We start from the raw sequence: 23,952 nt of genomic DNA, 5'->3' as shown, positions 1-23,952 counted from the left end.
GAGGTGCCGCCCGCGAGTGAGGCGCAATCCTCGCCGGCCAGGATTACAGCAACATGAAAGAATGGCGCCAAAGTGAGAAACAATCGCGCGGCGAGGGCGAAAAAAAAGCCCCTTGCGGGGCTTTTCGGGACTGATGCAACAGCGATCAGATATGCGTGATGAACTTGGTGACCAGGTAGCCATCGAACGTTTCGAGGCCGCCTTCGCTGCCGATGCCGCTGTCCTTGATGCCGCCGAACGGCGTCTCGGCCAGCGCGCTGCCGAAGTGGTTGATGTTGACCATGCCGGCTTCCAGGCCGTTGGAGACCTTGGTGGCGGTCTGCAGCGAGTTGGTGAAGACGTAGGAAGACAGGCCGAACGGCAGGCTGTTGGCGCGCGCCAGCACTTCATCGGTGTCGGTGAAGCGGACCACCGGCGCCACCGGACCGAAGGGCTCTTCGGTCATCAGCATGGAGTTGTCGGGCAGGTCGGTCACGACCGTGGGGGCGAAGAAGAAGCCCTTGCGGTCCAGCGGGCCGCCGCCCACCACCACCTTGCCGCCATGCTTCTTGGCGTCGTCGATGAAGGCGCTCATGGCGGGCACGCGGCGCTCGTGCGCCAGCGGGCCCATGTCGGTGCCGGCTTCCAGGCCGTCGCCGACCTTGATGTTCTTGAGCACGTCGGAGAAGCGCGCCAGGAACTGTTCGTAGGCGCCGTTCTGCACGTAGAAGCGGGTCGGCGAGACGCACACCTGGCCGGCGTTGCGGACTTTGAACTTGGCCAGCATGGTGGCGGCGCGGTCGATGTCGGCGTCGTCGAACACCAGCACCGGCGAGTGGCCGCCCAGTTCCATCGTGACGCGCTTCATGTGCGCGCCGGCCAGCGCGGCCAGCTGCTTGCCCACCGGCACCGAGCCGGTGAACGAGACCTTGCGCACGATCGGCGAACGGATCAGGTAGTCGGAAATCTTGGCCGGTTCGCCCCAGACGATGTTCAGGCAGCCCTTGGGCAGGCCGGCGTCGTGGAACATGCGGGCGATCGCCATGACGGCGCTGGGCGAGTCTTCCGGACCCTTCAGCACCACCGTGCAGCCGGCGCCGAGGGCGGCGGCGATCTTGCGGATGGCCTGGTTGTAGGGGAAGTTCCAGGGCGTGAAGGCGGCGCAGACGCCGATCGGCTCGCGCACCACGATCTGGCGCACGTCGGGGTTGCGCGGCGGGATCACGCGGCCGTAGATGCGGCGGCATTCCTCGGCGTGCCAGTCGGCGTGCTCGGCGCAGGAGGTGACTTCGCCGATGGCTTCGGCCAACGGCTTGCCCTGGTCCAGCGTCATGTTGCGGCCGATTTCCTTGGCGCGCTCGCGCGACAGGGTGGCGACCTTGCGCAGGATGGCCGAACGATCCATGGGAGACGATTTCTTCCAGGATTCGAACGCGCGCTGGGCGGCGGCTAGCGCACGGTCCAGATCCGCTTCGGTGGCGTGAGGCAGCTGGCCGAGCACTTCCAGCGTGGCCGGGTTGATGACGTCCTGGGTGCGCCTGCCCTCGCCGGCGACGAATTCGCCGTCGATATACAGCGCCAACTGTTCATACATGCCTGTCTTTCCTTGCGAAATAGGAGTGGGTAGCGATCGCAATCGCCCGTGCCAGTCTAAACCAGCTTGTCCGCCGCGGGGAGGTCCAATCCCCGCCGCCGGCTAGGAGCCAATGGCCGGTACTTGCGCCCCGGGGGCGCCATGGACAAAATGGTGCATCTTTGGCTGTCTATATAGATAACTATTGTGCAACCCGTCGATACGCGTCCGCCCAGCCAGCCCAGTGTCTATTCCCGCGTCTTTTTCCGTTTCATCGATTGGTTGCGCCACCGTATCGCACAGTCCTCCCTGGTGGGCGACCACCCGATCTTCCAGAACAGCCAGTTCCCCTGGATCGCCCGCCTCGAGGCCCAGGCGCCCGCCATCCGCGCCGAACTGATGGCCCTGCTGGCCGAGCGCGAGCAGCTGCCGTCCTTCCATGAACTGTCCCCGGATGTTGGCATGATCACCTCCGACGACCAGTGGAAGACCTTCGTCTTCATGGGCTACGGCCTGCGCTCGGACCGCAACCTGGCGCGCTGCCCAGCCACCGCCCGGGCGCTGCGCGAGATTCCCGGCCTGCGCACCGCGTTCTATTCGATCCTCGAACCGGGCAAGCGCATTCCCCTGCACACCGGCCCGTACAACGGCGTCCTGCGCCTGCACCTGGGGCTGCTGGTGCCGCAGCCTGCGGAACGCTGCTGGATCGAGGTGGGCGGCGAGCGCTACCACTGGAAGGAAGGCCAGGCCGTGGTGTTCGACGATCTCTACCCGCACCAGGTGCACAACGACACGGACGGCACCCGCGCGGTGCTGTTCATCGACTTCGAGCGTCCCTGCCGGGCGCCGATCCGCTGGCTCAACCGGCTGGTGCTGATGGCGGCGCCGTTCACCGACGAGATCCGGCGCGGCAAGGCCAACCACGACGCCTGGGAGCGCAACTACTACCGAAATAAAACGGGGTCAGACTAAATCGACCCCCGGGAGGGTGGAAAAGAGACAGTTGTCCACAGGCACTGTCGCGTATTTGCTCACTCTCTCAACAAAGGCCTTGCGCTCAAAATCTAACCAGGATAGAATGGTCAGCTTTCCCAGATTGTCGATTGGCCAGGAACTAGCCGGGCCAACGTGTTGGGGGAATACCCGCAGGATTTCAACCCAGGGTCGTTGCGTTGCCACCAGTTGATGGCGTTCGATGCGAAAGCTCGATGCGCCAGCCAACAATAAAGCAGGGCGGCTGACCTGACGGGACCAAAACTGGCAGGAATTGCAGTGTTCCCTTTTTTGGGGAAAACCGTATTTCCAGTTAAGTTGGAACAGGAAAAATCATGATCCAAATGCAGACCACGCTGGACGTGGCCGATAACACTGGTGCGCGTCATGTCATGTGCATTAAGGTGCTCGGTGGCTCCAAGCGCCGTTATGCCGGTATCGGCGACATCATCAAGGTGAGCGTCAAAGATGCGGCTCCGCGCGGACGCGTCAAGAAAGGCGAAATTTACAATGCCGTGGTGGTTCGTACCGCCAAGGGCGTGCGCCGTAAGGACGGTTCGCTGATTCGTTTCGGTGGCAATGCCGCCGTGTTGCTCAATGCCAAGCTGGAGCCCATCGGCACCCGCATCTTCGGACCCGTTACGCGTGAACTGCGTACCGAGAAGTTCATGAAGATCGTGTCGCTGGCCCCGGAAGTGCTGTAAGGAGCCCTACGATGAACAACATTCGTAAAGGCGACGAAGTCATCGTCCTGACCGGCCGCGACAAGAAGCGTCGCGGTACCGTGCTGGCGCGCGTCGATGCCGACCACGTTCTGGTCGAAGGCGTCAACGTCGTCAAGAAGCACGTGAAAGCCAACCCGATGGCCAACAACCCGGGTGGCATCGTCGAAAAGACCATGCCGATCCACATCTCGAATGTGGCGCTCTTCAACCCCGCTACCGGTCGTGGCGACCGCGTCGGCGTGCAAGAAGTCGAAGGCCGCAAGGTTCGCGTGTTCCGTTCCAATGGTGCCGTTGTCGGCGCCAAGGCGTAAGGGGCGATAGACATGTCTCGTTTGCAAGATTTCTACAAGAGCAAGGTCGCTGGCGACCTGCAGGCCAAGTTCGGCTACAAGAGCGCCATGGAAGTGCCGCGCATCACCAAGATCACCCTGAACATGGGTGTCTCGGAAGCCGTCGCCGACAAGAAGGTCATCGAGCACGCTGTCTCGGACCTGACCAAGATCGCTGGCCAAAAGCCTGTCGTGACCAAGACCAAGAAGGCTATCGCCGGTTTCAAGATCCGCGAAAACTACCCGATCGGTTGCATGGTCACGCTGCGTGGTCAACGCATGTACGAATTCCTGGATCGCCTGGTGGCGGTTGCGCTGCCTCGCGTGCGCGACTTCCGCGGCATCTCGGGTCGTGCTTTCGACGGCCGTGGCAACTACAACATCGGGGTGAAAGAGCAGATCATTTTCCCCGAAATCGAGTACGACAAGATCGACGCGCTGCGTGGGCTGAACATCAGCATCACCACCACCGCGAAGACCGACGAAGAAGCCAAGGCGCTGTTGACGGCCTTCAGCTTCCCGTTCCGTAACTAAGGGGCTGATGACGTGGCTAAACTTTCCCTCATCAATCGCGACATCAAGCGCGCCAAGCTGGCTGACAAGTTCGCTGCCAAGCGCGCTGAGTTGAAGTCGATCATCGACGACCAGTCGAAGACCGACGAAGAACGTTACCAAGCTCGGCTGAAGCTGCAACAGCTGCCGCGCAATGCCAACCCGACGCGTCAACGTAACCGTTGCGTGGTCACCGGTCGTCCGCGCGGTGTGTTCCGCAAGTTCGGCCTGACGCGCCACAAACTGCGTGAAATGGCGATGAAGGGTGAAATCCCCGGCATCACCAAGGCCAGCTGGTAGGAGAACGAATATGAGCATGAGCGATCCCATCGCCGATATGCTGACCCGCATTCGCAATGCGCAGCAAGTGGACAAAGTTACGGTGAACATGCCCTCCTCGAAGCTGAAGGCGGCCATTGCCGCTGTGCTGAAGGACGAAGGCTACATCGACAGCTTTGAAATCAAGGGCACCCAGGCCAAGCCTGAGCTCGAGATCACCCTGAAGTACTACGCTGGCCGTCCGGTCATCGAGCGCATCGAACGTGTTTCGCGCCCCGGTCTGCGTATCTACAAGGGCCGTACCAGCATTCCTCAGGTCATGAACGGCCTGGGCGTGGCTATCGTGTCGACCTCGCGCGGCGTCATGACCGACCGTAAGGCTCGCGCCAACGGCGTCGGCGGCGAAGTGCTGTGCTACGTGGCCTAAGGAGAAATTCGAATGTCACGTATCGCTAAGTATCCGGTCGACCTGCCCAAGGGTGTCGAAGCTGACATCAAGCAGGATCAGATCACCGTCAAGGGCCCGCTGGGCTCCCTGACCCAAGCCCTGACTGGCGACGTCACGGTCGCGTTGGACAACGGCAAGCTGACGTTTGTTGCCGCCAACGAAACCCGCCACGCCAACGCCATGTCGGGTACCGTGCGCGCGCTGGTGGCCAACATGGTCAACGGCGTGAGCAAGGGATTCGAGCGCAAGCTGAATCTGGTTGGCGTGGGTTACCGCGCCTCGATTCAAGGCGACGCCGTTAAGCTGCAGCTCGGTTTCTCGCACGACGTTTTGCACAAGTTGCCGGCCGGTATCAAGGCCGAATGCCCCACCCAGACGGAAATCGTCATCAAGGGCTCCAACAAGCAAGTCGTCGGCCAGGTGGCCGCTGAAATCCGCGCGTACCGCGAACCCGAACCCTACAAGGGCAAGGGCGTGCGTTACTCGGACGAACGCGTCGTCATCAAAGAAACCAAGAAGAAATAACGGCGCACGCAAGGACGAATCATGGACAAAAAAGTTTCCCGTTTGCGTCGTGCGGTTCCTACCCGCCGGAAGATCAACGAGCTGCGCGTTCATCGCCTCTCGGTTTTCCGCTCGAACCAGCACATCTACGCCAATATCATTTCGCCGGAAGGCGATCGCGTTCTGGTCAGCGCCTCGACGGTGGAAGCCGAAGTGCGCGCCCAGCTGGCTGGTCAGACCGGCCAAGGTGGCAACAAGGCCGCCGCTTCGCTGGTTGGCAAGCGCGTGGCCGAAAAGGCCAAGGCTGCCGGTATCGAACTGGTCGCTTTCGATCGCTCGGGCTTTCGTTACCATGGCCGCGTGAAAGCGCTGGCCGACGCCGCGCGTGAAGCCGGCCTGAAGTTCTAAGCGAGGATCTGTCAAATGGCTAAAGTACAAGGCAAGAACGCCGCGGAAAAAGAGAACGATGACGGCCTCCGCGAAAAGATGATCGCGGTCAACCGCGTGAGCAAAGTGGTCAAGGGTGGTCGCACCATGAGCTTTGCCGCGCTGACCGTGGTTGGCGATGGCGATGGCCGCGTCGGCATGGGCAAGGGCAAGGCGCGTGAAGTGCCGGTGTCGGTTCAGAAGGCTATGGAACAGGCCCGTCGCGGCATGTTCAAGGTGGCCCTGAAGAACGGCACGCTGCACCACACCGTGGTCGGCAAGCATGGCGCCGCCACCGTGCTGATTTCGCCCGCTGCTGAAGGTACCGGCGTCATCGCCGGCGGCCCGATGCGCGCTATTTTCGAAGTGATGGGTGTGCGTAACGTGGTTGCCAAGAGCCTGGGCTCGAGCAACCCCTACAACATGGTTCGCGCCACGTTGAACGGCCTGCGCGCCTCCCTGACCCCGGCGGATGTTGCTGCTAAGCGCGGCAAGACCGTCGAAGAGATCCTGGGGTAAATCATGGCTCAGAAGCAGATCAAAGTGACCCTCGTGCGCTCCGTGATCGGTACCAAGCAATCGCACCGTGACACGGTTCGCGGTCTGGGCTTGGGCCGTATCAACAGCAGCCGCGTGCTGGTCGATACGCCCGAGGTGCGTGGGATGATCCGTAAGGTGGATTATCTCGTTTCCGTCTCGGAAGCCTAAGGAATCACCATGTCGGATATGCAACTTAATTCGCTGAAGCCCGCCGAGGGCAGCAAGCACGCCAAGCGCCGCGTCGGCCGTGGCATCGGTTCGGGTCTGGGTAAGACCGCCGGCCGTGGTCACAAGGGTCAGAAGTCGCGCTCGGGCGGTTTCCATAAGGTTGGCTTCGAAGGCGGTCAAATGCCGCTGCAGCGTCGCCTGCCCAAGCGTGGTTTCACCCCGCTCGGTCAGCACCTGTACGCCGAAGTCCGTCTGTCGGACCTGCAAGCCGTGCCCGTCGACGAAATCGACGTGCAAGTGCTGAAGGCGGCTGGCGTGATTGGCCAGGCGGTTCGTTACGCCAAGGTCATCAAGTCGGGTGAACTCTCGCGCAAGGTCGTGCTCAAGGGCATTACCGCGACGGCCGGCGCTCGCGCCGCCATCGAAGCCGCGGGCGGCTCGCTTGCTTGATCACGAGGTGACGAGTGGCTAACGCGCAGGCATTGGGTAAAACCGGAACGCGGTACGGCGACCTCAAGCGCCGCCTCGTGTTCCTGGTGCTCGCCCTGGTGGTTTACCGTTTGGGTACACACATCCCCGTTCCGGGTATCAACCCGGACGCGCTGGCGGACTTGTTCCGTCAGAACCAGGGCGGGATCCTGGGCCTGTTCAACATGTTCTCGGGCGGGGCGCTCTCGCGCTTCTCGATTTTTGCCCTGGGGATCATGCCGTACATTTCGGCATCCATCATCATGCAGTTGATGTCGGTGGTGGTGCCGTCGCTGGAAGCGCTCAAGAAAGAGGGCGAGGCCGGCCGTCGGAAGATTACCCAATACACCCGCTATGGCACGGTCGTGCTGGCGCTGGTGCAGGCTGTGGGCATTTCGGTTGCGCTTGAGTCCCAGCAGGGACTTGTGATCGATCCGGGCATGCTGTTTCGCTTCACGACCGTCGTGACCCTGGTCACCGGCACCATGTTCGTCATGTGGCTGGGTGAGCAGATCACGGAACGCGGTCTCGGTAACGGGATTTCCATCCTGATCTTCGCAGGTATCGTTGCGGGTCTGCCCGCGGCGCTGGCTGCACTGTTGGACCTGGTTCGCACCAACGCGATGTCCGTGCTGTCGGCACTGTTCATCGTGGCCCTGGTGGTGCTGGTTACCGCTTTTGTGGTGTTCGTGGAACGCGGACAGCGCAAGATCACGGTGAACTACGCCAAGCGTCAGGTCGGCAACAAGGTCTACGGTGGTCAAAGCTCGCACCTGCCGCTGAAGCTGAACATGGCCGGGGTGATTCCGCCGATCTTCGCGTCGTCGATCATCCTGTTCCCGGCAACGATCACGAGCTGGTTCTCCAGCAGTGAGAACATGCGCTGGCTTAGCGACCTGGCTGCGGCCCTGTCGCCTCGTCAACCGCTCTACATCACGCTGTATTCGGTCGCGATTATTTTCTTCTGCTTTTTCTACACGGCTCTGGTGTTCAACAGCCGCGAAACGGCGGACAACCTGAAGAAGAGTGGTGCGTTTGTTCCGGGCATCCGTCCGGGCGAACAGACGGCCCGCTACATCGACAAGATCCTGATGCGTTTGACGCTCGCAGGTGCCATCTACATCACGTTGGTGTGCCTGTTGCCGGAATTCTTGGTGATGCGGTGGAACGTCCCCTTCTACTTCGGTGGTACGTCTCTGTTGATTATTGTGGTGGTGACGATGGATTTCATGGCGCAGGTCCAGGCCTACATGATGTCTCACCAGTACGACTCGTTGCTCAAGAAGGCTAACTTCAAGGGCGCGGGTTTGCCGATGCGGTAAGCAAAAGATGTCCAAGGACGACGTCATTCAGATGCAAGGCGAGGTTCTTGAGAACCTCCCGAACGCGACATTTCGCGTCAAGCTCGAAAACGGCCACGTGGTGTTGGGCCATATTTCCGGCAAGATGCGTATGCATTACATCCGGATCCTGCCGGGTGACAAGGTCACAGTGGAGCTCACGCCCTATGACCTGACGCGAGCCAGGATTGTTTTCCGCTCCAAGTGAGCGAAACCGGATTACGGAAAATTAGGAGTCAACCATGAAAGTAATGGCATCGGTTAAGCGGATCTGCCGCAACTGCAAAGTTATCAAACGTCACGGCGTGGTGCGCGTTATCTGCGCCGACCCGCGTCACAAGCAGCGTCAAGGCTAACTCGGGTTAGCGACTACGCAACGGATTTATTCAAGGAACAGTCATGGCCCGTATTGCTGGCATTAACATTCCGCCGCATCAGCACGCCGAGATCGGCCTGACCGCCATTTTTGGCATCGGTCGTACGCGCGCTCGCAAGATCTGCGAAGCGGCTAACGTCCCGTTTGACAAAAAGGTCAAGGATCTGAGCGACGCTGAACTGGAACGCGTCCGTGAACACGTTGGTGTGTTCACGGTCGAAGGTGACCTGCGTCGTGAAGTGCAGCTCTCGATCAAGCGTTTGATCGACCTGGGAACCTACCGCGGCATGCGCCACAAGCGCGGCCTGCCCGTGCGCGGCCAGCGCACTCGCACCAACGCCCGGACCCGCAAGGGCCCGCGTCGTGCTGCTGCGTCCCTGAAGAAATAATCGAGGAACTGGATTATGGCGAAAGCTTCCACCAGCGGCGCTTCGCGCGTGCGCAAAAAGGTCAAGAAGAACGTCTCGGACGGCATCGCGCACGTTCACGCTTCGTTCAACAACACCATCATCACCATCACCGACCGTCAGGGCAACGCTTTGTCGTGGGCCACGTCGGGCGGTGCTGGCTTCAAGGGTTCGCGTAAGTCGACCCCGTTCGCCGCGCAGGTCGCCGCTGAAACGGCCGGCCGTGTCGCGCTGGAATACGGCATCAAGACGCTGGAAGTGCGTATCAAGGGCCCCGGCCCCGGCCGTGAATCGTCGGTCCGCGCGCTGAACGCGCTGGGCATCAAGATCTCGTCCATCGCCGACATCACGCCCGTTCCGCACAACGGCTGCCGTCCGCCGAAGCGTCGTCGTATCTAAAGGGAATCCACATGGCACGTTATATTGGACCCAAATGCAAGCTCTCGCGCCGCGAGGGTACTGACCTGTTCCTGAAGAGCGCCCGTCGCTCGCTGGATTCCAAGTGCAAGCTGGATTCCAAGCCTGGCCAACACGGCCGCACTTCGGGTGCCCGCACTTCCGACTACGGCCTGCAGCTGCGCGAAAAGCAAAAGCTCAAGCGCATGTACGGCGTGCTGGAAAAGCAATTCCGCAAGTACTTCGCTGAAGCCGAGCGTCGCCGTGGCAACACCGGCGAAACGCTGATCCAGCTGCTGGAATCGCGCCTGGACAACGTCGTCTACCGCATGGGCTTCGGCTCGACCCGCGCCGAAGCTCGCCAGCTGGTGAGCCACCGCGCCATCGAGCTGAACGGCCACACCGCCGACATCGCTTCGATGCTGGTCAAGGCTGGCGACGTCATCTCGATCCGTGAAAAGGCCAAGAAGCAAGGCCGTATCAAGGAATCGCTCGACCTGGCCACCAGCATCGGCATCCCCCAGTGGGTGGAAGTCGACACGACCAAGCTGACCGGCACGTTCAAGTCGGCCCCCGATCGCGCTGACGTCGCTCGCGACATCAACGAATCGATGGTCGTCGAACTGTACTCGCGTTAATCACGCCTGCCGGCGCCTCCTTCGCAAGGTGCTGGCACGCTGGTTTCGCGACCGGTTTGCAAGTCTCGCAGCAGCCCGCTTTCCGCCATTCGGCGGGGCGGGCTTTGCGGTAAGTATCGGGCGGCTTTTTGCGCTGCCCGCGTTTCACGTTTCAACCTGTCCATCAGCCTTATCGGTGTAACGAGCCGAGGGTATTGAAAAGGAACACAGTACATGTCCACTCAAGGTTTCCTGAAGCCGCGCTCCATTGAAGTCGAACCGGTCGGCACCCACCATGCCAAGATCGTGATGGAGCCGTTCGAGCGCGGCTACGGCCATACGCTGGGCAACGCCCTGCGCCGCATCCTGCTGTCTTCGATGACCGGCTACGCGCCGACCGAAGTCCAGATGACGGGCGTGGTGCACGAATACTCGACCATCCCGGGCGTTCGCGAAGATGTCGTCGACATCCTGCTGAACCTGAAGGGCGTGGTCTTCAAGCTGCACAACCGTGACGAAGTCACCCTGGTCCTGCGCAAGACCGGCGCCGGCACCGTGCTGGCCAGCGACATCGAGCTGCCGCACGACGTCGAGATCATCAACCCCGGCCACGCCATCTGCAACCTGACGGACGCGGGCAAGCTGGAAATGCAGATCAAGGTCGAAAAGGGCCGCGGCTACGTGCCGGGCAACGTGCGCGCGCTGTCGGAAGACCGCACCCACACCATCGGCCGCATCGTCCTGGACGCCTCGTTCAGCCCGGTCCGCCGCGTCAGCTACGCGGTTGAAAGCGCCCGCGTGGAACAGCGCACCGACCTGGACAAGCTGGTCCTGGACATCGAAACCAACGGCGTCATCTCGCCCGAGGAAGCGGTGCGCCAGTCGGCTCGCATCCTGATGGACCAGATCTCGGTCTTCGCCGCCCTGGAAGGCGCTGGCGATTCGTACGAAGCCCCGGTCCGCGGCACGCCGCAGATCGACCCGGTGCTGCTGCGTCCGGTCGACGACCTGGAACTGACCGTGCGTTCGGCCAACTGCCTGAAGGCCGAAAACATCTACTACATCGGCGACCTGATCCAGCGCACCGAGAACGAACTGCTCAAGACCCCGAACCTGGGTCGCAAGTCGCTCAACGAGATCAAGGAAGTCCTGGCCGCACGCGGCCTGACGCTGGGCATGAAGCTCGAAAACTGGCCCCCGCTGGGCCTGGAGCGTCCGTAAGCCTTGCAGGGTGGCGCCCCTCTCGCGGGGGCGTTTCCCGCGGCGCCCGGCCTCACCGCCGGGCGGTTTGCGAAACCGTCGTAAAATGCACCGTTTTCCACCGGACCGCGGCCTGATTGCAGGTTGATAGAAGAGCCGGATAACCCGATGGCGGAAACGCCTTCATTAGATTCAAAGGATACTTATCATGCGTCACGGTAATGGCTTGCGTAAGCTCAACCGCACCAGCAGTCACCGTCTTGCCATGTTCCGCAACATGGCCGTTTCGTTGATCACCCACGAAGCCATCAAGACCACGCTGCCCAAGGCGAAAGAACTGCGCCGCGTCATCGAACCCCTGATCACGCTGGGTAAAGAACCCACCCTCGCGAACAAGCGTCTGGCTTTTGCCCGTCTGCGCGATCGCGACGCCGTGGTGAAGCTGTTCGCCGAAATCGGCCCGCGCTACGCGGCCCGCAACGGCGGCTACACCCGCGTGCTGAAGATGGGTTTCCGTCAAGGCGACAACGCTCCCATGGCTTTCATGGAGCTGGTCGACCGTCCGGAAGTCGATGAGGCCGCTGAGGACAGCGCCGAATAAGTTTCGGTGTCTAGATAAGCGACAAGGGCGGGTCTTCGGACCCGCCCTTGTTTTTTTGCGCGACGCTTGCGGATCGCCCAGACGGCGCAGGCGGGCCGATCGCTACGAGGCGTGCAGTTCCCCCCCGCAATTGCGCGGCGGTGGCCGCCAGGGCCTCCTGGGGCGCCTGCGGCGGCATGCGGAAGGTCAGGTCCTGCTGCTCGATGTACTGGGTCGAGGTCACGTCCTGCGGATGGTGCATGGGGATCACGTGCGCATGGGTGTGCGCCACGTGGATGCCGGTGAAGGCGAAGCCGACGCGGTCCACGCCGTAAAGCCGCTTCATGTGGCGCCCCAGCTTCTGCCCCAGGTTGACGATGTGGCCGGCCAGGTCGGCGGGCATGTCCTCGTAGTAGGGATAGTGCTGCTTGGGGATGATCAGCGTGTGCCCGGGGCGCACCGGCTGGATGTCCAGGAAGGCCATCAGGCGGTCGTCTTCGTGGATGATGTGGGCCGGGATCTCGTGGCGGGCGATGCGGCAGAACAGGCAGTTGTCGGACATGCTTGTCTCGGTGGGATGGGGTGCGCGATGGCCACGGGTCTGATTGTCGGCGGACGCGGGCGGCGATACCGATAAAATACCCCGAGTTACATCCCACACGGGTATTCCCAGGAGGCTCCATGTTGCGCGATGACGACGTCGTGCTGGTCATCAGCAATGCGCCGGACCTGTTGCTGGCCAAGCGCATCGCCCACGTGCTGGTCGAGGATGGCCTGGCCGCCTGCGTGAACCTTGGCGCGCCGGGCCTGTCCATCTACCAGTGGCAAGGCGAGGTGGAAGGGGCCGAGGAAATCCCCATCCACATCAAGACCACCTACGCGCGCCACCAGGCCGTGGTCCAGGCCCTGGCGCAGATGCATCCCTACGACGTGCCCGAAATCATCGTGCTGCCGGTCATCGGCGGCGCTGCGCCCTATCTCGACTGGGTGCGCCAGCAAACGGCCGTCGTGCAGAACAAGAGAGACTGATGTTGCAACCCGCGGTCCGAACCGGCGCACCGATGCGTGCCTTTTTCCCCAAGCTGCTGGCGCTGCTGGCCGTGGCCATGCTGTGGCTGGCCTGGAACGCGCCGGCGCGCGCCGAGGCCGAGTTCCTCGAGCCCGAAAAAGCCTTCGTCTTCAGCGCGGCGATGGCCACGCCCGATACCGTCGAGCTGCGTTTCCGCGTGGCGCCGGGCTACTACATGTACCGCGAGCGCTTCGGCATCAGCATCAGCCCGCTGGGCGCGGCCACGCTGGGCGAGCCGGTCTATCCCAAGGGCGACGTCAAATACGACCCGACCTTCGAGAAGGACATGGAGGTCTATCACCAGGACGTGGTGATCCGCGTGCCGGTGACGCCTGGCGGCCAGCCGTTCACGCTGACGCTGACCGGCCAGGGCTGCGCCGATGCCGGCCTGTGCTATCCGCCGATGGACAGCAGCGTGAAGCTGACGCCGGTGGCGGGCGGCTACGCGCTGGCGGGCAGCGGCGGCGCCTCGGCCGCGCCGGCGGCTTCGGGCGGTGGCCTGAGCGCGCTGGTGAACGCGGGCGACACCGGCCTGGCCGATGCCCTGGGTGGGCTGGGCTGGATCAAGACGGCCGGCGTGTTCCTGGTGCTGGGCCTGCTGCTGGCGTTCACGCCCTGCGTGCTGCCCATGATTCCCATCCTGTCCTCGATCGTGCTGGGCGGCGCCAGCCAGGAACGTCCGACGCGCGGCCGCGGCCTGGCGCTGGCGGCGACCTACGTGCTGGGCATGTCGGTGGTCTACACCGCGCTGGGCGTGGCCGCCGGCCTGAGCGGCGCGGGCCTGGCCGCGTGGCTGCAGACGCCGTGGATCCTGACGCTGTTCGCGATCCTGCTGGCGGTGCTGGCGCTGGCGATGTTCGATGCCTTCACCTTCCAGATGCCGTCCGGCATCCAGGCGCGGCTGGCCGAGCGCTCGTCGCGCATTCCCGGCGGCCGCTATACCGGCGCCTTGCTGATGGGCGCGCTGTCGGCGCTGATCGTCGGGCCGTGCGTGGCCGCGCCGCTGGCGGGCGCGCTGCTGTATATCTCGCAGACCGGCGACGTGGTGCTGGGCGGCTCGGCCCTGTTCGCGATGGCATGGGGCATGGGCGTGCCGCTGCTGATCGTCGGCGCCTCGTCGGGCGCGCTGCTGCCCAAGGCGGGGCCGTGGATGGATGGCGTCAAGCGGCTGTTCGGCATGCTGCTGCTGGCGACCGCCTGGTGGATGCTGATTCCGGTGGTGCCGACCTGGGTGCAGATGACCGGCTGGGCCTTCCTGGCGATCGTCGGCGCGGTGATGCTGCGCGCGTTCGACGCGCTGCCGGCCGGCGCCGGCTCGGCGCGCATGTTCGGCAAGGGCATCGGCCTGTTGCTGGCCCTGGCCGCCGCCGCGTGGCTGATCGGCGCGGCCAGCGGCGGCCGCGACGTGCTGCAGCCGCTGTCGCACTTCGCTTCCGGCGGCCCGGCCGCGGCCGGCGCCGCGGCGCATGCCGGCGAAGTGCAGTTCAAGCGGGTGCGCAACAACGCCGAACTGGATGCGCTGCTGGCGCAGAGCCAGCAGCCGGTGATGCTGGACTTCTACGCCGACTGGTGCGTGTCGTGCCGCGAGATGGAGCGTTTCACCTTCACCGATCCGGGCGTGGCGCAACGCATGGCCGGCATGCTGCTGGTGCAGGCCGACGTGACCGCCAACAATGCCGACGATCGCGCGCTGCTCAAGCGCTTCCGCCTGTTCGGCCCGCCGGGGATCATGTTCTTCGAACCCGGTGGCAAGGAACTGCCGGAGGCCCGCGTGGTGGGCTTCCAGGACGCCAAGCGTTTCACCGAGTCGCTGGACCGCGTGCTATTGCGCTGAGCGGCGGCCGGCCGCTACCATGAGGGCTCGCGCCGCGTGGGCGGCGCCTCCACTCCCTCAGGCCGGCGCCCGTGACGTCTCCGACAGTCGATGCAAGCCAGGACCGCACCGGTCTGATCTATCTGCAACTGATGTTCGTCATGGCCACCTGGGGCCTGAACATCGTCTCCATCAAGTATCTGACGCAGCACATGGATATCCGCGCCCTGGCGGCCTTGCGGATCGCCGTGGCGTTCGTCGCCGTCACGCTCATCGTCAAGGCCCGGCGCGGCCGCATTCCGAAGCTGGGGCGCGTGGAACTGGCCTGGGTGGCGCTGGCCGGCTTCCTGGTGGTGTACGCGCACCAGACCGCGCTGGTGTACGGGTTGCAGTTCTCGTCGGCCGCCAATGGCACGCTGCTGATGGCCACCAGTCCCTTGCTGTCGGCGCTGCTGGCGGCGCTGTTCTATCGCGAGCGGCTGACGTGGCTGCGGATCGCCGGCGCCTTGCTGGGCCTGGCCGGCGTGGCGATGGTGGTGGTGGGCAGCGGCGCGCAGCTGGGGCTGACCGGCTGGGGCGACGCCATCGTGTTCCTGGCGGTGGCGGTGTTCGTGTTCGGCGGGCTGGTGATCCAGCGCATCTCGCGCACGCTCGATCCGCTGGCGATGCTCTGGTACATGTACCTGGCCGGCGGCCTCATGTTGATGGTGCACGCGGCGATGACGCCATCGTCGTATGACGCGGACAACTGGAGCATGACCTGGTGGCCGTGGCTGGTGCTGCTGTTCTCGGCGGTGATCGCCTCGGGCGTCAGCAACATCCTGTGGAACGCCGGCATCGCCAGGCTGGGCATCAGCCGCGCGGCGCTGTTCGTGAACTGGCTGCCGATCTTCGGTCTGCTGTTCGCCGCGCTGTTCCTGGACGAGCACGTGACGCTGGTGCACGTGGCGGGGCTGGCCTGCATTCTCAGCGGCACGTGGCTCGGCCTGCGCCGTGGCGCGCCGGCATCGCGCTGAAAACGCGGCGGGCCGCAAGGGCCCGCCGTTGGCGCGCGCGCATCATGTCGATGCGCGCGGATGACAAGCGGGGCAGGGCCGTGGCGGCCTCGCCCTCCAGGATCAGCGCTGCTGCTTGAGCAGCCGCGCCGCTTCGATCGCGAAGTACGTCAGGATGCCGTCGGCGCCGGCGCGCTTGAACGCCAGCAGGGCTTCCATCATGACCTTGTCGTGGTCCAGCCAGCCATTGGCCGAAGCCGCCTTGATCATCGCGTATTCACCGCTCACCTGGTAGGCGAAGGTCGGCACGCGGAAGGTGTCCTTGACGCGGCGCAGCACGTCCAGGTACGGCATGCCGGGCTTGACCATGACCATGTCGGCGCCTTCCTGCAGGTCGGCGGCGACTTCACGCAGCGCTTCGTCCAGGTTGCCCGGGTCCATCTGGTAGGCCATCTTGTTGGACTTGCCCAGGTTGGTGGCCGAGCCCACGGCGTCGCGGAACGGGCCGTAGAAGGCGCTGGCGTACTTGGCCGAGTAGGCCATGATCTGCGTGTGGACGTAGCCGTTGGCTTCGAGCGCGCGGCGCACGGCGCCGATGCGGCCGTCCATCATGTCGCTGGGGGCGACCATGTCGACGCCGGCGGCGGCCTGCGTCAGCGCCTGCTTGACGAGGATCTCGACGGTCGGCTCGTTGATGACGTAGCCGTTTTCATCGATGACGCCGTCCTGGCCATGGCTGGTGTACGGGTCCAGCGCCACGTCGCACAGCACGCCCAGGTCGGGGAATTGCTTCTTCAGCTCGCGCACCACGCGCGGGATCAGGCCGTCGGGATTGGTGGCCTCGATGCCGTCGGGCGTCTTGAGCGCCGGGTCGATGGCGGGAAACAGCGACAGCACCGGGATGCCCAGCGCCACGCATTCCTCGGCCACCGGCAGCAACGTGTCCAGCGAATAGCGCACCACGCCCGGCAGCGACGGCACGGCCTGCTTCAGGCCATTGCCCTCGGCCACGAAGACCGGATAGATCAGGTCGTTGACGGTGAGGGCGTTCTCGCGCACCAGGCGGCGGGTGTAGTCGTCGCGGCGCAGGCGGCGGGGGCGGGAAACCGGGAAGTCGGGGGTGATGATCTGCGGGTTCATGGTACGACCTTGGGAGAAATCCAGTTTTCTATGTGCGCGCCAGCTTCTTCCAGGCCGATGCGCTCCGGCGCCGAGAAGGGGATGGTGTGCAGGGCGCCGATGTCCGCCAGGTCTTTGCGCACCGAGAACACGGTGCGCACGCGCTGGCCGTAAGGCAGCTTGTCGGCTTTGGTGAGCAGCGCCAGCACCGGGCGGCCGGTGGGGGTGATGAAGTTGGCCAGGCGGCGGTCCAGTTCGGTGACGCCGCGGCGGATGTCGATGAGCAGCACGATGCCGGCCAGCGATTCGCGGTCGCGCAGGTAGCCGCCCAGGATGTCGGCCCACTTTTCCTTTTCATCGCGGGCCACGGACGCATAGCCGTAGCCGGGCAGGTCGACGAGATAGCCGATGTGGCCTTCCGGGTTCAACGGGTCGGGCAGGCCGAACATGTTGATCAGGCGCGTGCGGCCCGGCGTCTTGCTCGAGAAGGCGAGACGGCGCTGGTTGCACAGCACGTTGATGGCCGTGGACTTGCCGGCGTTGGAGCGGCCGACGAAGCAAACCTCGGGCGCATCAGGGGGCGGCAACTGGTCGAGGCGAGCGGCTGACGTGAGGAAAGAGGCGCGATGTAGGAGGGACACGGATGGCTTTGGCTACAGTTGGTTTCGAGCCCTATTGTATAATCCGGCGTTTGCAACAGTGGTCCCCGTGCGCGGAGCCGTCTCTTTTGCTTACTGTTGAGGGCATTTCGTACCAGCCGGCCAGCCGGTTTCCCAGGTACCCCGGCCTTTGACGAGCAGGCAAACGGGCAAATCAGGTTCGATACGGTTTTCCAGATGTGCGGGCAGGCGTGGGCGCCTTTTTGCGCCTTGATCGATGTGATCGTCGAGGTCTTCATGAAGCGTGTGCTGTCCCGGATGTTGGTTGCGAGCGGGCTGTTGCTCGGCGCCTCCGCCTTATCTACTACGAGTTTCGCCGCCGATGGCGCCGCGGGCCCGGCCAAGCCAGATGCCGCCAAGGGCGGGCAGCTGTTTGACCAGGGCGATGCCTCGCGCGGCATCATCGCCTGTGCGTCCTGTCATGGCGCGGCGGGTAACAGCACCATCCCGGTGAATCCCAACCTGGCTGCGCAACCCCACGAATATCTGGTCAAGCAATTGACCGACTTCCAGGTCAAGCAGGGCGCCAAGCTGCCGGTGCGCAACGGCCCGGGCGGCAATCCCGCCCCCATGACCGCCATGGCGCAGAACCTGACGCCGGCCGACATGCAGAACATCGCGCTGTACCTGGCGCAGCAACCGCTGAAAGAGCCGGCCACCGCCGGTTATGAGAAGTTGGTTGATCTGGGTCAAAAGATCTGGCGCGGTGGATTGCCCGAGCGCAATGTTCCCGCCTGTGCGGCATGCCATTCTGCCAACGGCGCGGGCATTCCGGGCCAGTATCCCCGCCTGTCGGGCCAGTTCCCCTTGTATATCGAAGAGCAGCTCAAGCTGTTCCGCAGCGGCGATCGCGCCAACGACGTGATGCACGCCGTGGCCGACCGGATGTCGGATGCCGACATCAAGGCCGTGGCGGACTACGCGGCCGGCCTGCGGTAAGCACCCGCCGGCAACGCGCGCGGCTGGTCCGCGTTCACGCAACCTGGGCATGACGGAACCTGTTTCCGTCCTGCGCTGTCTACGAGGGGGGTAGCCGATCGTGCGCCCCCCCTTTTTTCATGAATTCGACTCAGACACACTCCCGTCCCTCTCTGCGCAGCCTGCCCCGCGATCTGTTTGAATTGCTGGGCTCGATGCGCTTCGCCGTCAGCCTGCTGATGTTCATCTGCGTGGCGAGCCTGGTGGGAACGGTGCTGCAGCAGAACCGGTCGTCCAACAACTACATCGACCAGTTCGGCCCGTTCTGGTTCGAGGTGTTCGACAAGTTCTCGATCTGGCACGTCTACAACAGCTGGTGGTTCCTGCTGATCATGGCGTTCCTGGTCATCTCGACCACGGTCTGTCTGATCCGCAATGCGCCCAAGATGCTGCGCGACGCGCGCTCGTTCCGCGAGCACGTGCGCGGCGGCAGCCTGCGGGCCTTTCCGCATCGCGTCGAGACCGAGGCGCCGACCGACGTGCCGCAGACCGCGGCGGGCCTGACCGCGCTGCTCAAGCGCATGGGCTACGCGGTGCGCGAGCGCCAGGACAGCACCGGCGTGCTGCTGGCGGCCAAGAAGGGCAGCGCCAACCGGCTGGGCTACGTGTTCGCCCACGCCGCCATGGTCATCATCTGTATCGGCGGGCTGCTCGACAGCGAGCTGCCGGTGCGCCTGCAGGTGATGTTCGGCGGCAAGAAGCCGATCGTCGAGAACATGCTGATTTCCGAGGTGCCGGAGAGCGGCCGCCTGTCGGTCAACAACCCGAGCTTCCGCGCCAGCGTGCTGGTGCCGGAAAATGGCCAGGCCAGCACCGCGGTGGTGATGGTGGGCGACGGCGCGCTGGTGCAGCCGATGCCGTTCACCCTGAAGCTCAAGAAATTCGTCGTCGATTACTACTCGACCGGCATGCCCAGCCGCTTCGCCAGCGAAGTCGAAGTGACCGATCCGGATACCGGCAAGAGTTTCGATTCGACCATCGAGGTCAACGAGCCGCTGCGGTTCAAGGGCATGACGGTCTACCAGTCCAGCTTCGACGACGGCGGCAGCACGGTGGTGCTCAAGGGCTATCCGCTGGTGGGCGCCGACAGCGCCACGTTCAATGTTGACGGCACCGTGGGCAAGACCGCCGAAGTAAGCGCTAACACCGTGCGTGGCCCGCGCAGCATGGGCGTGGAGATCACGGCCCTGCGCCCGATCAACGTCGAGGACCTGACCCGCGGCGATCCCAAGGGCGGCAACCAGAGCTTCGCCGAGCACGTGGCCTCGGTGTCCGGCAGCGCCGCCGGCAAGAAGAACGAGAACCTGCGCAACGTGGGCCCCAGCGTCGAATACAAGCTGATCGACGACGCCGGCCAGGCGCACGAATTCCAGAATTACATGCTGCCGGTGCAGCTGGACGGCGCCAGCGTGTTCCTGGCCGGCGTGCGCAACAATGCCTCCGAGCCGTTCCGCTATCTGCGCATCCCGGCCGACGACGACAGCTCCGTGGCCGAGTTCATGCGGCTGCGCGCGACGCTGGCCGATCCCGCCGCGCGCCAGGAGGCGGCCCGCCGCTTCGCCGAGCGCAACAGCCCCAGCGGCGCCGACCGCCAGCCGCTGCAGACGGCCGCCGAGCGCGCCCTGGAAACCTATGCCTCCGGCGGTCTGCAGGCCGTTGCCGCGTTCCTGCAGGCCAACACGCCGGCCGCCGATCTGGAGCGCGCCGCGGACGTGGTGATCCGCCTGATCGGCGCGAGCATGAACGAACTGCGGGCGGTCGAGCGCGAACGCGCCGGGTTGCCGCCGGTCCCGACCGAAGGCCCCGAGGCCGAGCGCGCCGCGCTGTGGTCGCGCCTGGCGGTGGCGGCGTTGTCGGACCTGACGGTCTATCCGGCGCCGGTCTTCTTCTCGCTGGCCGATTTCAACCACGTGCAGGCCAGCGTGTTCCAGGTCAGCCGCACGCCGGGCAAGAATACGGTCTACCTCGGCAGTCTGCTGCTGGTGCTGGGGGTGTTCTCGATGTTCTATATTCGGGATCGTCGCGTCTGGATCTGGATCAAGCCGCAGCAAGGCGGCAGCGGCATCCTGGCGGCGATGACGTCGCAGAAGCGTACACTCGACTTCAACCAGGAATTCGATCGCTTCAAGCAGGCGCTGCTGCGCCAGAAAGGGTCTTAAGGTTTCCTATGTCCACGACGACCACCACGCATTCCCCCACGCCCGACAACCTCTGGCAGGACAGCCTGTCCGAGACCGGTGACAGCCGCGCGCAGCGCGGCCGGCCGGACTGGACGGACATCGTGTTCTTCCTGCTGCTGGCGGCGGGCGCCGGTTTCGCGCTGACGCGTTTCAGCGGCGCCATGGACTACTACGAGAAGATCATCCTGTGCGGCACCGTGCCGGTGCTGGCCTGGATGGGCTGGCTGTGGCGGCCCCTGCGCCGCCTGATGGTGGCCTGTGCGATCGCGGCCGGCCTGGCGCTGATGCTCTACGGCAATGACCTGGCGCGGGCCGAGCAGGTGTTCTTCCTGAAATACCCGTTCTCGTCGCAGTCGGCCATCCTGTGGATGAGCGCGCTGTTCGCGCTGGCCATGGTCTGCTACTGGATCGGCTTCTTCAGCCCGACCGCGGCCTGGCTGGGCACGGCGCTGACCTGGGGCGCGGTGTTCGCGGGCGTCACCGGCCTGCTGGTGCGCTGGCGCGAAGGCCACCTGATGGGCCCGGACCTGGGCCACATCCCGGTCAGCAACCTGTACGAAGTGTTCGTGCTGTTCGCGCTGATCACGGCGCTGTTCTACCTGTACTACGAACGCAAGTACGCCACGCGCGCGCTGGGCGGCTTCGTGCTGCTGGTGGTGACCTCGGCGGTGGTGTTCCTGCTGTGGTATTCGTTCACGCGCGACGCCGGGCAGATCCAGCCGCTGGTGCCGGCGCTCAAGAGCTGGTGGATGAAGCTGCACGTGCCGGCCAATTTCATCGGCTATGGCACCTTCTCGCTGGCGGCGATGGTCGGCTTTGCCTACCTGGTCAAGCAGCACGGCCAGACCTCGTCGTGGCTCAAGCTGGCGCCGCTGTTCGTGCTGGGCGTGCTGCTGTGCGCCGAGCCCATGGTGTTCCGCACCGATGGCCTGTCGGCCACCTGGATGCTGTACTTCGGCATCGGCGCCGTGATCGTCGGCGCCATCCTGCTGGGCCGGCGCCGCATCGCGGCCGCGCTGCCGCCGCTGGAGGTGCTGGACGACATCATGTACCGCGCCATCGCCATCGGCTTCGCCTTCTTCACCGTGGCGACCATCCTGGGCGCGCTGTGGGCCGCGGACGCCTGGGGCGCCTACTGGCAGTGGGACCCCAAGGAAACCTGGGCGCTGATCGTCTGGCTGAACTACGCGGCCTGGCTGCACATGCGCCTGATCAAGGGCCTGCGCGGCACCATGGCGGCCTATTGGGCGCTGACGGGCCTGCTGATCACCGGCTTCGCCTTCCTCGGCGTGAACATGTTCCTGTCGGGCCTGCATTCCTACGGCCAGCTCTGAGCCAGACGCGCACGGCAAAAGGTCCCGTTTCGACGGGGCCTTTTTCGTGGGGCGGCGGGGCGTTCAGGGCAGCGTCGATTCGCCGCGCAGCAGGTCGTCCAGCGTTTCGCGCTGGCGCACCACGTGATAGTGGCCGCCGTCGACCATGACCTCGGCCGCGCGCGGGCGGGTGTTGTAGTTGCCGGCCATGGTCATGCCGTAGGCGCCGGCCGATTCCAGCGCCAGCACGTCGCCCTGTTCCAGCGCCAGCGCGCGCTGCCGCGCCAGCCAGTCGGCGCTTTCGCAGACCGGGCCGACGACGTCGTATTCGAGCGTGTCGCCGGCGCGCGGCCGCAGCGGCCGCAGGCCGTGCCAGGCGTCGTACAGCGCCGGCCGCAGCAGGTCGTTCATGGCGGCATCGACGATGGCGAAATTGCGCGCCTCGCCGTGCTTCAGGTACTGGACGGTGGTCAGCAGCACGCCGGCGTTGCCGACCAGCGACCGGCCGGGTTCGAGCACCAGCTGCAAATGGCCCTGGCCGCGCGCCTGCAGGCGCTGGAACACGTGATCCAGCAGCGCCTTGGGCGAGGGCGGCACTTCGTCACGGTAGCGGATGCCCAGGCCGCCGCCCAGGTCCAGGTGCGACAGGCGGATGCCGATGCCGTCCAGGTCGGCGACCAGGTCGAGCAGTTTTTCCAGCGCGTCGAAATAGGGACTGATGTCGGTCAGCTGCGAGCCGATGTGGCAGTCCAGGCCGGTGATCTCCAGGCCGGGCAGCAGGCGGGCGCTGCGGTAGGCGTCCAGCGCCGCCCCGATGGGGATGCCGAACTTGTTTTCCTTGAGGCCGGTGGAAATATAGGGATGGGTCTGCGCGTCCACATCCGGGTTGACGCGCAGCGATACCCTGGCGCGCAAGCCCATGTCCTGGGCCACGTCGGACAGCCGCTGCAGTTCGGCCTCGGATTCGACGTTGAAGCCCATGACGCCGGCGGCCAGCGCCGCGCGCATCTCCCAGGCCTGCTTGCCGACGCCGGAGAAGACGATGCGGGCGGGATCGGCGCCGACGGCCAGGGCGCGTTTCAATTCACCGCCGGAGACGATGTCGAACCCCGCGCCCAGGCGGGCGAATTCCTTGAGGACGGCCAGGTTGGAATTGGCCTTCATGCCGTAGCAGACCTGCACGGGGCGTTGCCCGATGGCGCTACGGTAAGTCTCCCAGGCTGCCTTGAGCGCCGCGCGGGAGTAGACGTAGAGCGGCGTTCCCAGTTTTTCGGCCAGATGGTCCAGCGGCACGTCTTCGGCGTACAGCACGTTGTTGCGGTACTGGAAGAAGGGGTGCCCGGCCAGTTCGGGCGGAACTGGGAACGCGGCGGTCATGGCAGGGAGAGGGGCGTCGGGATTTGTGGCGTCGTGGGCGGTCGCTGGTGGGTTGATGGCGGTTTCCCATCAGGCGTCGGGGTATACAACGGACCCTTGTAGCCGCAGGCCGCAACCATGCCGGTCGCCAAGAGCGTGGCTACAATGCGAAGAGACATGCGGCTGAATGCCAATTGGAACACTGGGAACTCCGTAATTCTTGCAGGCTCGATTATGACCGAATCCGAATTTCTTGCGTTGATCGACCAGGTGCTGAACAGCATCGAAAGCCAGGCCGATGACTGGGCGGCTTCGCTCGACGTCGACGTCGAAACCAGCCGCAGCGGCAATGTGCTGACGATGGTCTTCGAAGACAATACCCACGTGGTGGTGAACAGCCAGGCCGCCATGCAGGAACTGTGGGTGGCCGCGCGCAGCGGCGGCTTCCACTACCGTTACGACGGCCAGAACTGGAACGATACCCGAGGCGGCCCGAAATTGCCGGACGCCCTGTCCCAGATCTGTTCGGCGGCGGCCGGCGTGCCCGTCACGATCCGCCTGTAACGCCCA

Annotated in this window: 31 protein-coding genes and 1 pseudogene; 26 read left to right on the top strand and 6 right to left on the bottom strand. The window is 64.6% G+C overall.

Translation table 11 applies throughout. From position 1 onward, the window contains the following. Positions 1–145 precede the first annotated feature (145 nt). Complete coding sequence (locus AOZ49_RS05355) at positions 146–1,573, bottom strand: NAD-dependent succinate-semialdehyde dehydrogenase (protein ID WP_006389621.1); 1,428 nt, start codon at positions 1,571–1,573, stop codon at positions 146–148. 186 nt (positions 1,574–1,759) lie between these two features. On the opposite strand from AOZ49_RS05355, the gene AOZ49_RS05350 reads away from it, so the two are divergent. From AOZ49_RS05350 to rplQ, 19 genes are all read left to right on the top strand, one after another. After that, entirely contained in the window at positions 1,760–2,524 is a 765-nt protein-coding gene (locus AOZ49_RS05350; protein WP_054430894.1) for an aspartyl/asparaginyl beta-hydroxylase domain-containing protein, read from the top strand. A 356-nt stretch (positions 2,525–2,880) separates the two neighbouring features. After that, complete coding sequence (gene rplN / locus AOZ49_RS05345; protein ID WP_006216531.1) at positions 2,881–3,249, top strand: 50S ribosomal protein L14; 369 nt, start codon at positions 2,881–2,883, stop codon at positions 3,247–3,249. Positions 3,250–3,260: 11 nt separating this feature from the next. Next, entirely contained in the window at positions 3,261–3,581 is a 321-nt protein-coding gene (gene rplX / locus AOZ49_RS05340) for a 50S ribosomal protein L24 (protein WP_006389623.1), read from the top strand. Between the two features lie 12 nt (positions 3,582–3,593). Beyond that, positions 3,594–4,133 carry a 50S ribosomal protein L5 gene (rplE, locus tag AOZ49_RS05335; RefSeq protein ID WP_006389624.1) on the top strand — a complete coding sequence of 180 codons (540 nt, stop codon included), beginning with the start codon at positions 3,594–3,596 and terminating at the stop codon, positions 4,131–4,133. A gap of 12 nt (positions 4,134–4,145) precedes the next feature. Then, positions 4,146–4,451: a 30S ribosomal protein S14 gene (rpsN, locus tag AOZ49_RS05330; protein WP_006227037.1), complete on the top strand. Its 306-nt coding sequence runs from the start codon at positions 4,146–4,148 to the stop codon at positions 4,449–4,451. Positions 4,452–4,461: 10 nt separating this feature from the next. Further along, a complete protein-coding gene (gene rpsH, locus AOZ49_RS05325) occupies positions 4,462–4,857 on the top strand; it encodes a 30S ribosomal protein S8 (protein WP_006392029.1) in 396 nt (131 codons plus the stop codon). A gap of 12 nt (positions 4,858–4,869) precedes the next feature. Then, complete coding sequence (gene rplF / locus AOZ49_RS05320) at positions 4,870–5,403, top strand: 50S ribosomal protein L6 (RefSeq protein ID WP_006392028.1); 534 nt, start codon at positions 4,870–4,872, stop codon at positions 5,401–5,403. Positions 5,404–5,424: 21 nt separating this feature from the next. Beyond that, the gene (gene rplR, locus AOZ49_RS05315; protein WP_006389627.1) at positions 5,425–5,790 is read left to right on the top strand and encodes a 50S ribosomal protein L18; all 366 of its coding nucleotides are present in this window, start codon (positions 5,425–5,427) and stop codon (positions 5,788–5,790) included. Between the two features lie 15 nt (positions 5,791–5,805). Continuing rightward, the gene (gene rpsE / locus AOZ49_RS05310; protein WP_006389628.1) at positions 5,806–6,327 is read left to right on the top strand and encodes a 30S ribosomal protein S5; all 522 of its coding nucleotides are present in this window, start codon (positions 5,806–5,808) and stop codon (positions 6,325–6,327) included. Between the two features lie 3 nt (positions 6,328–6,330). Next, positions 6,331–6,516 (top strand): 50S ribosomal protein L30, encoded by a 186-nt coding sequence (rpmD, locus tag AOZ49_RS05305; RefSeq protein WP_006216520.1) that lies wholly within the window; start codon positions 6,331–6,333, stop codon positions 6,514–6,516. Positions 6,517–6,525: 9 nt separating this feature from the next. Beyond that, positions 6,526–6,966, top strand: coding sequence for a 50S ribosomal protein L15 (gene rplO, locus AOZ49_RS05300; protein ID WP_006389629.1), 441 nt, complete (start codon positions 6,526–6,528; stop codon positions 6,964–6,966). A 14-nt stretch (positions 6,967–6,980) separates the two neighbouring features. Beyond that, on the top strand, positions 6,981–8,306 hold the full coding sequence (secY, locus tag AOZ49_RS05295) for a preprotein translocase subunit SecY (protein ID WP_006389630.1): 1,326 nt from the start codon (positions 6,981–6,983) through the stop codon (positions 8,304–8,306). 7 nt (positions 8,307–8,313) lie between these two features. Next, positions 8,314–8,532 carry a translation initiation factor IF-1 gene (gene infA, locus AOZ49_RS05290; RefSeq protein ID WP_003806927.1) on the top strand — a complete coding sequence of 73 codons (219 nt, stop codon included), beginning with the start codon at positions 8,314–8,316 and terminating at the stop codon, positions 8,530–8,532. Between the two features lie 34 nt (positions 8,533–8,566). Further along, positions 8,567–8,680: a 50S ribosomal protein L36 gene (gene rpmJ, locus AOZ49_RS31635; RefSeq protein ID WP_082380330.1), complete on the top strand. Its 114-nt coding sequence runs from the start codon at positions 8,567–8,569 to the stop codon at positions 8,678–8,680. 43 nt (positions 8,681–8,723) lie between these two features. Next, positions 8,724–9,089: a 30S ribosomal protein S13 gene (gene rpsM, locus AOZ49_RS05285; protein ID WP_006389632.1), complete on the top strand. Its 366-nt coding sequence runs from the start codon at positions 8,724–8,726 to the stop codon at positions 9,087–9,089. 15 nt (positions 9,090–9,104) lie between these two features. Beyond that, positions 9,105–9,506 carry a 30S ribosomal protein S11 gene (gene rpsK, locus AOZ49_RS05280; protein ID WP_006216516.1) on the top strand — a complete coding sequence of 134 codons (402 nt, stop codon included), beginning with the start codon at positions 9,105–9,107 and terminating at the stop codon, positions 9,504–9,506. A gap of 11 nt (positions 9,507–9,517) precedes the next feature. After that, on the top strand, positions 9,518–10,141 hold the full coding sequence (gene rpsD / locus AOZ49_RS05275) for a 30S ribosomal protein S4 (protein WP_006389633.1): 624 nt from the start codon (positions 9,518–9,520) through the stop codon (positions 10,139–10,141). Positions 10,142–10,354: 213 nt separating this feature from the next. After that, positions 10,355–11,341 carry a DNA-directed RNA polymerase subunit alpha gene (rpoA, locus tag AOZ49_RS05270; RefSeq protein ID WP_006216514.1) on the top strand — a complete coding sequence of 329 codons (987 nt, stop codon included), beginning with the start codon at positions 10,355–10,357 and terminating at the stop codon, positions 11,339–11,341. Between the two features lie 187 nt (positions 11,342–11,528). Beyond that, on the top strand, positions 11,529–11,921 hold the full coding sequence (gene rplQ / locus AOZ49_RS05265) for a 50S ribosomal protein L17 (RefSeq protein WP_006389635.1): 393 nt from the start codon (positions 11,529–11,531) through the stop codon (positions 11,919–11,921). A gap of 109 nt (positions 11,922–12,030) precedes the next feature. On the opposite strand, the pseudogene AOZ49_RS05260 reads toward rplQ, so the two are convergent. Next, a pseudogene (locus tag AOZ49_RS05260) lies at positions 12,031–12,462 on the bottom strand (HIT family protein); the annotation flags it as partial. A 119-nt stretch (positions 12,463–12,581) separates the two neighbouring features. On the opposite strand from AOZ49_RS05260, the gene cutA reads away from it, so the two are divergent. From cutA to AOZ49_RS05245, 3 genes are all read left to right on the top strand, one after another. Next, a complete protein-coding gene (gene cutA, locus AOZ49_RS05255; RefSeq protein WP_054430893.1) occupies positions 12,582–12,929 on the top strand; it encodes a divalent-cation tolerance protein CutA in 348 nt (115 codons plus the stop codon). Positions 12,930–12,961: 32 nt separating this feature from the next. Beyond that, positions 12,962–14,803: a protein-disulfide reductase DsbD gene (gene dsbD / locus AOZ49_RS05250; RefSeq protein WP_054474539.1), complete on the top strand. Its 1,842-nt coding sequence runs from the start codon at positions 12,962–12,964 to the stop codon at positions 14,801–14,803. Between the two features lie 131 nt (positions 14,804–14,934). Continuing rightward, on the top strand, positions 14,935–15,798 hold the full coding sequence (locus AOZ49_RS05245) for a DMT family transporter (RefSeq protein WP_054430891.1): 864 nt from the start codon (positions 14,935–14,937) through the stop codon (positions 15,796–15,798). Positions 15,799–15,900: 102 nt separating this feature from the next. Here the strand turns inward: AOZ49_RS05245 and hemB are convergent, their stop codons facing one another. Continuing rightward, the gene (hemB, locus tag AOZ49_RS05240; protein WP_054474538.1) at positions 15,901–16,917 is read right to left on the bottom strand and encodes a porphobilinogen synthase; all 1,017 of its coding nucleotides are present in this window, start codon (positions 16,915–16,917) and stop codon (positions 15,901–15,903) included. Continuing rightward, positions 16,914–17,537, bottom strand: a complete 624-nt coding sequence (yihA, locus tag AOZ49_RS05235) for a ribosome biogenesis GTP-binding protein YihA/YsxC (RefSeq protein WP_054474537.1) — start codon at positions 17,535–17,537, stop codon at positions 16,914–16,916. The genes hemB and yihA overlap by 4 nt, the downstream gene beginning before the upstream one ends. A 255-nt stretch (positions 17,538–17,792) precedes the next feature. On the opposite strand from yihA, the gene AOZ49_RS05230 reads away from it, so the two are divergent. The 3 genes from AOZ49_RS05230 (at position 17,793) to ccsB (ending at position 22,047) form a co-directional block, all read left to right on the top strand. After that, positions 17,793–18,494 carry a c-type cytochrome gene (locus AOZ49_RS05230; protein WP_156355595.1) on the top strand — a complete coding sequence of 234 codons (702 nt, stop codon included), beginning with the start codon at positions 17,793–17,795 and terminating at the stop codon, positions 18,492–18,494. A 119-nt stretch (positions 18,495–18,613) separates the two neighbouring features. Continuing rightward, the gene (locus tag AOZ49_RS05225; protein WP_054474536.1) at positions 18,614–20,692 is read left to right on the top strand and encodes a cytochrome c biogenesis protein ResB; all 2,079 of its coding nucleotides are present in this window, start codon (positions 18,614–18,616) and stop codon (positions 20,690–20,692) included. Between the two features lie 8 nt (positions 20,693–20,700). Then, positions 20,701–22,047 carry a c-type cytochrome biogenesis protein CcsB gene (ccsB, locus tag AOZ49_RS05220; RefSeq protein WP_054474535.1) on the top strand — a complete coding sequence of 449 codons (1,347 nt, stop codon included), beginning with the start codon at positions 20,701–20,703 and terminating at the stop codon, positions 22,045–22,047. Positions 22,048–22,110: 63 nt separating this feature from the next. On the opposite strand, the gene lysA is transcribed toward ccsB, so the two are convergent. Together lysA and AOZ49_RS33330 are read right to left on the bottom strand one after the other, a co-directional pair. Beyond that, a complete protein-coding gene (gene lysA, locus AOZ49_RS05215; protein ID WP_054474534.1) occupies positions 22,111–23,403 on the bottom strand; it encodes a diaminopimelate decarboxylase in 1,293 nt (430 codons plus the stop codon). After that, complete coding sequence (locus tag AOZ49_RS33330; protein WP_255353247.1) at positions 23,400–23,561, bottom strand: LPS translocon maturation chaperone LptM; 162 nt, start codon at positions 23,559–23,561, stop codon at positions 23,400–23,402. Before AOZ49_RS33330 ends, lysA begins: the two co-directional genes overlap by 4 nt. A 55-nt stretch (positions 23,562–23,616) precedes the next feature. Between AOZ49_RS33330 and cyaY the strand changes: the two genes are divergently transcribed. Continuing rightward, on the top strand, positions 23,617–23,946 hold the full coding sequence (gene cyaY / locus AOZ49_RS05210; RefSeq protein ID WP_006392017.1) for an iron donor protein CyaY: 330 nt from the start codon (positions 23,617–23,619) through the stop codon (positions 23,944–23,946). The last annotated feature ends 6 nt before the right edge of the window (positions 23,947–23,952 follow it).

It is taken from the genome of Achromobacter sp. 2789STDY5608615 (assembly GCF_001298995.1).
Taxonomy (GTDB): Bacteria; Pseudomonadota; Gammaproteobacteria; order Burkholderiales; family Burkholderiaceae_B; genus Achromobacter; species Achromobacter insuavis.
The sequence above is the reverse complement of the archived record's forward strand: the minus strand, read 5'-3'. Positions and strand labels throughout refer to the sequence as shown.